Origin of the sequence: Frigoribacterium sp. CFBP 13605 (genome assembly GCF_014839405.1) — a bacterium.
Classification (GTDB): domain Bacteria; phylum Actinomycetota; class Actinomycetes; order Actinomycetales; family Microbacteriaceae; genus Frigoribacterium.
On the sequence record NZ_JACYNS010000132.1, the window covers coordinates 1 to 5,964 of the forward strand.

Genomic DNA, 5,964 nt, shown 5'->3' on the forward strand with positions numbered 1-5,964 from the left:
CGGGACGCGAGAGTTCCCACGCGAGGGCGTCACGCAGCGTCTCGTCCACGGGGCGCGGCACGAGCCCGGCGGCCCGGCCCGCGCCTCCTGACCGGGCGCCGAAGCCCGCGTGCGTGGCGAGGGGCACCCAGAGGGGCATCGACCGGGGCCCGGCCCACGGCCCGACCCCGTGTGCGTCGAGCCAGGGCTCGTCGACCGGTACGACCTCGCCCGTGTGGCCGGCGACCCGGCGCGCCACCGCGAGGTGGTCGGCCAGCGACTGCCGATCACCCACCGCGTCGAACGTTCCCGAGAGACCTCGCTCGACGGACGCGACGATCCAGCTCGCCAGGTCCCGGACGTCGACCGGCTGCACGTCGAGGCCGGGCACGTCGGGCACGAGCACGGGATCGGGCTCCGTGGACGCGGCGGCCAGGGCGAAGCGCAGCGGCCACCAGCCCGTGCGGCCCGTGTGGTCGCCCGGTCCGCCGATGAGGCCCGCCCGGACGAGCAGTGACCGGTCGGCGCCGAACGCCTCGACGACGGCGCGCTCGCCCGCGACCTTCGACCCGCCGTAGTCCGACTCGTCGGCGTCGACGAGGGCCGCCGTCTCGTCCGCCCCGGTGGTGGCGGTGTCGGCGTAGACGCTGACGCTCGAGACGAAGACGAAGGAGGCGCCGACTGGTTCGAGCACCGACACGGCGTCACGCACGTGCGACGCGTCGCGGCTCAGGTCGACGATCGCGTCCCAGCGTCGTCCGCCCCCGAGCACGGCGTCGTACGCCCCGGGCGTGCGACGGTCGGCCCGGACGAACGCCGCGCCCTCGGGGACGTCGCCGGACGACCCGCGGGCGAGACACGTGACGTCGTGGCCGCCGGCGAGGGCGGCCTCGACGATCGTCCGACCGAGCCAGGCGGTGCCGCCGAGGATCAGCAGCCGCAGGGGGCGACGTGCCGAGGAGGTCGTGCCGGTCGGGCCCACGACGGCGTCAGAGACCGAGCTTGGCCTGGACGTCGGCGAGCGAGGGGTTCGTGGCCGTCGAGCCGTCGGGGTAGACGATCGTCGGCACGGTCTGGTTGCCGCCGTTGGCCTTCTCGACGATCTCGGCCGTGCCGGGGACCTCTTCGATGTTGACCTCGGTGAAGGCGATGCCCTGCTTGCCGAGTTGCTGCTTGAGGCGGGCGCAGTAGCCGCACCACGAGGTGCTGAACATGGTGATGCTGCCGGACTCGGGGACGTACGTGCTCGCGATGTCGCTCATGACCCCAGGTTAAGCCCGGTCGGCGGTGAGCGCCGGGGGAGTTGTCTGGGAGGCGTACCAGCACGCACCACGAAGGGATCACCATGGCAGACACGGTCGCCGACCAGATCATCGCCCAGCTCGTCACCGCCGGCGTCCGCCGGATCTACGGCATCGTCGGCGACAGCCTGAACCCGATCGTCGACGCCGTGCGTCGCACGGGCGGCTCGGCGAAGGGCGGGATCGACTGGATCCACGTCCGCAACGAGGAGGCCGCGGCGTTCATGGCCTCGGGCGACGCCCAGATGAGCGGCGAGCTCGCCGTCTGCGCCGGGTCGTGCGGCCCGGGCAACCTGCACCTCATCAACGGGCTCTACGACGCCAACCGCAGCCGCGCCAGGGTCCTGGCCATCGCCAGTCACATCCCGAGCACGATGATCGGCTCGGACTACTTCCAGGAGACCCACCCCGACCGCCTCTTCGTCGAGTGCTCGGGCTACAGCGAGATGATCTCGACGGCCGAGCAGTCGCCGATGGTCGTCGCCAGCGCGATCCGGCACACCCTGGCGGGCGAGGGCGTCAGCGTGATCACGCTGCCGGGCGACATCGCCGAACTCGACGCGGGTGGCAAGGTGCCCGCCTACGTCAGCGTCCGCCCGCCCGAGCTCGTGCCCGACCGGCACGACGTGCAGGCCCTGGCCGATGCCGTGAACCAGGCCGACACCGTCGCGTTCTTCGTCGGCGAGGGCGGTCGTGGGTCGCACGACGAGATCATCGCCCTGGCCGACCTCGTCGGTGCCCCGATCGGGCACAGCCTGCGGGGCAAGGACGTCATCCAGTACGACAACCCGTTCGACGTCGGCATGACCGGCCTGCTCGGCTACGGTGCCGCCCACGCCGGCATCCACGACGCCGACCTGCTCGTGCTGCTCGGCACCGACTTCCCGTACCCGCAGTTCCTGCCGGACGCCTCGAAGGTCACCATCGCCCAGGTCGACGTCGACGCCGCCGTGATCGGTCGTCGCGCCGACGTGCAGGTGCCCGTCCACGGGGCGATCGCCCCGACCCTCCGGGCGCTCATGCCGCTCGTGACACGCAAGAAGAACCGCAGGTTCCTCGAGAAGACCCTCAAGAAGCACGAGAAGCTGATGACCGGTGCGGTCGGGGCCTACACGAAGAACGTCGAGAAGATGCGGCCGATCCACCCCGAGTACGCGGCCTCGCTGCTCGACGAGGTCGCGGCCGACAACGCCATCTTCACGGCCGACACGGGCATGGGAAACGTCTGGGCCGCGCGCTACGTCACCCCGACCCCGCGCCGGCGCATCTTCGGCTCGTACCTGCACGGCTCGATGGCCAACGCCCTGCCGCACGCCCTCGGTGCGCAGATGGCCTACCCCGATCGCCAGGTCGTCTCGATCTCGGGCGACGGCGGGCTGTCCATGTTGATGGGCGAACTCGTCACGGCGCAGATGTACCAGCTGCCGGTGAAGATCGTCGTGTTCAACAACTCGACGCTCGGCCTCGTCAAGCTCGAGATGCTCGTCGACGGGTTCCCCGACTTCGGCGTCGACGTGCCCTACACGGACTACGCCGCCGTGGCACGCGCCATCGGCATCCACGCCGTCCACGTCGACGACCCCCGCGACCTCCGGGCGGCCTACGAGGCAGCCTTCGAACACGACGGTCCGGCGCTCGTCGACATCGCGACCGACCCGAAGGCGCTCTCGCTGCCCCCGACGATCACGGGCGCCCAGGTGAAGGGCTTCTCGCTCGCCATGTCGAAGATCGTCATGAACGGCGGCGCGGGCGAGGCCGTGGCCATGGCGCGGTCGAACCTGCGCAACGTGCCGCGTCCCTGAGGTCGGCGCCGCGCCTCCTGCCCCCTCGCTGCCGAGGGCTCAGGAGGCGCGGCCCGCCACGCGGGGGACGCCTGGCGACCCTGCCCGTCACGCGGAGGACGCCTCGCGACCCTGCCCGCCCGGCTCAGTCGGCGGCGGGGGCGCTGCGTGCGGCGAGCCGGGCGACGGCCGCGAGCGGGATGTCGATCCAATCCGGCCGGTTGCGGCTCTCGTAGATCGCCTCGTACACGGCCTTGTCGATCTCGAACGCGTCGAGCAGGGCCCGGGCGGCCCGGACGTCGACGCCGGACGAGGCGACGTACCCGTCGACGAACGCGCGGCGGGCATCGTGCGCCCAGGCCGCGGCGTCCACCGGGACGGCCTCCTGCGCCAGCGAACCGGCCACGTAGTCGAACGACCGCAGCATGCCCGCGATGTCGCGGATCGGCAGGTCGGGGCGCGAGCGCTCGGGCATCGGCCGCAGGGGCTCGCCCTCGAAGTCGATGAGCATCCAGCCGCGCTCGGGCGAGAGCAGGGCCTGACCGAGGTGGAGGTCGCCGTGGATGCGCTGCAGGTCGGGCCAGTGCAGGTGCTCGGCCGCGTCGTAGACGGCTCCGATCGCGGCGGCGTGCGCGGCGATCTGCGGCACCTCGCGCGACGCGGTCGTGATGCGTCGACGCATGCTCGTCAGGGCCCCGGCGATCTCGTCGTCGCCCGCGGGGACCGTGCCCAGGTCGGCGGCGAGGGTCGCGTGCACCTCGGCGACGGCCACGCCGAGCGCGTGGGCCTCGGACGTGAAGTCGGTGCCGTCGGCCGCCGCCGTCAGGGCCACGCGCCAGGCGTCCTCGAGGCCGGGGAGGAACTCCTGCGAGAAGGCGAGGTGGCCGGTGGCCGTCCCGCCCTCGCGCCCGACGTCGGGCCAGGTCGCGCGCAACGAGCCGAACGACGAGGGGACGTGCGTCGACCCGCCACGGGTCAGGGCGGCCTGGGTGGTGACGTCCGGGTTGTCGCCGTGGTGCAGCACCCGGAAGACCTTCGCGATGACCTGGTCGACGGGGCCGCCCTCGACGTCGTAGACGATCGAGGTGTTCGACTGTTCGCCCGAGAGCACGCGCGAGCGACGCACCTGCCCGGGGTCGACGATGCGCGTGCCGTCGACCGTGACGTCGGCACCCACCACGTGCGCCTCGGCGGACATGGTGCGCAGCAACTCCCGGGCGTAGGCCGGGTCGTGGGGACCGTCGTAGAGGTAGCGTCCGTCGGCCGAGCCGATGAAGGCCGCGTCGCCGCCGGGCAGGGGGGTCGCGCGGCTGACGAGGGGCACCTGGTAGAGGACGGGGACGTCCGCCGCCTCGTCGATGATCAGCAGCGTCATGGTGAGGGCGTCGTCCACCTCGGCCTCGAACGATCCGATCACCCGCAGGGCGGGCGTTCGTCCCTTGGTCGCGTACCAGCGCTGACGCGCCATCCATCCGGCAAGAATCGGTGCCACATCGCTCATGCGACGACCCTACGCCGGGCCGCCCCGCGGGGTCCGGGAGGCCGGTCACCAGGCCTCCCGACTAGAACGGAGGCATGAGCACCGCATCACCGCGCCGCACCGAACAGACCGAGATCGAACGCAAGTACGACGTCCACGAGGGCGCCGGGGTGCCCGACCTGGTCGGGGTGGGGGGAGGCGCCGCCGAGGCGCTCGTCGTCGACGGCGTGGGGCACGACGACCCCGTCGAGCTCGCCGCGACCTACTGGGACACCGTCGACCACACGCTGCTCGGGGCCCGGACCACCCTGAGGAGGCGCGAGGGCGGTGGCGACGCCGGATGGCACCTCAAGCTGCCGCCGTCGGCCGGCACGACCGGGCGCCGCGAGGTCCACTGGCCGCTCGGCGACCCCGGCGAGCCCGTGCCGGACGCGCTGCGCCGGCTGGTCGAGGCGCGGCTGCGGGGCCGGCCGGTGCACCCCGTGCTCCGACTCGAGACGACGCGCACCGTGACCCGCCTGCTCGACGGCTCGGACCGCGAGCTGGCCGAACTCGCCGACGACGTGGTGCGGGCGTCGAACCCCGACACGGGCGTGCTGCGCACCTGGCGCGAGTGGGAGGTCGAGCTCGCGCCGGGCGTCGACGGCGACGAGGGCGAGCGGCTGCTCGACGCGGTCGCGGAGCGGCTGGAGGCGGCCGGTGCGTCGCTCTCGTCGTCGAAGTCGAAGCTGGCCAGAGGGCTGGGTTCGGAACTCGCGGTGCCGGCGGCGTCGGGCGACGGCGCCGGCGGGGCCGCCTCGACGGTCGTGCCTGCCCCGGCCACCCCGGCCCCGAAGAAGAAGTCGGCGGCGGCCTTCGTCGCGACCGCCGCCACGGGTCTCCGTGACGACCTGCTCGCGGTGGACGCCGCCGTGCGCGACGGCCGGCCCGATGCGGTCCATCGGCTGCGGACCACGACCCGGCGGCTGCGCGCCCTGCTGACCGTGTGGGACGGCGTCCTCGACCCCGGGCTCGCCGCCGCCGTCGTGGCGGGTGCCCGCCACGTCGGCCACGTCTCGGGTGCCGCTCGGGACGTCGAGGTGGCGCGAGGCCGGGTGGCGACCCGCGCCTCCTCGGCTCCGGAGGGCTTCGTGGCCGCCCAGGTCACGGGGCGGATCGACGCCCGGCTCGGCGAACGACTCGACGAGGCCGTCGGTGACGTGCGTCGCCTGCTCGACTCGGGCGCCTGGTTCGACCTGCTGGACGCGGTCGACGCGCTCGTGGCGGCCCCGGCGACGGGGGACCACGCCACCGACCCGGCCGCCGACCTCTCGGCCGCGCGGCTGCGGGCTGAGCGGAAGCGGACGAGGCGGGCGGTCCGGGCAGGGCTGGCGGCCGTGGACGCGACGGACCGCGCAGGCGCCGTGGACGCGCTCCCGGTCCT

At 73.6% G+C, this 5,964-nt stretch carries 5 protein-coding genes; 2 read left to right on the forward strand and 3 right to left on the reverse strand.

All coding sequences use genetic code 11. The features are described 5' to 3' along the window. Both IFT36_RS14750 and IFT36_RS14755 read right to left on the reverse strand, forming a co-directional pair. Positions 1-961, reverse strand: a 961-nt coding sequence (locus IFT36_RS14750; protein WP_200413521.1) for an NAD-dependent epimerase/dehydratase family protein, incomplete at its 3' end; no start/stop codon positions are given. 7 nt (positions 962-968) lie between these two features. Continuing rightward, a complete protein-coding gene (locus IFT36_RS14755; RefSeq protein WP_071257214.1) occupies positions 969-1,241 on the reverse strand; it encodes a mycoredoxin in 273 nt (90 codons plus the stop codon). 83 nt (positions 1,242-1,324) lie between these two features. On the opposite strand from IFT36_RS14755, the gene IFT36_RS14760 reads away from it, so the two are divergent. Beyond that, positions 1,325-3,082 (forward strand): pyruvate dehydrogenase, encoded by a 1,758-nt coding sequence (locus IFT36_RS14760; RefSeq protein WP_200413522.1) that lies wholly within the window; start codon positions 1,325-1,327, stop codon positions 3,080-3,082. 124 nt (positions 3,083-3,206) lie between these two features. On the opposite strand, the gene IFT36_RS14765 is transcribed toward IFT36_RS14760, so the two are convergent. Beyond that, complete coding sequence (locus IFT36_RS14765; RefSeq protein WP_200413523.1) at positions 3,207-4,562, reverse strand: maltokinase N-terminal cap-like domain-containing protein; 1,356 nt, start codon at positions 4,560-4,562, stop codon at positions 3,207-3,209. A 74-nt stretch (positions 4,563-4,636) separates the two neighbouring features. Here IFT36_RS14765 and IFT36_RS14770 point away from each other — a divergent pair. Beyond that, positions 4,637-5,964, forward strand: a 1,328-nt coding sequence (locus IFT36_RS14770) for a CYTH and CHAD domain-containing protein (RefSeq protein ID WP_200413524.1), incomplete at its 3' end; no start/stop codon positions are given.

What these genes read in the sequence shown, in the direction of transcription:
- IFT36_RS14755 (WP_071257214.1), bottom strand. Translation starts at nt 1,241, where the DNA reads ATGAGCGACATCGCGAGCACGTACGTCCCCGAGTCCGGCAGCATCACC.
- IFT36_RS14760 (WP_200413522.1), top strand. Translation starts at nt 1,325, where the DNA reads ATGGCAGACACGGTCGCCGACCAGATCATCGCCCAGCTCGTCACCGCC.
- IFT36_RS14765 (WP_200413523.1), bottom strand. Translation starts at nt 4,562, where the DNA reads ATGAGCGATGTGGCACCGATTCTTGCCGGATGGATGGCGCGTCAGCGC.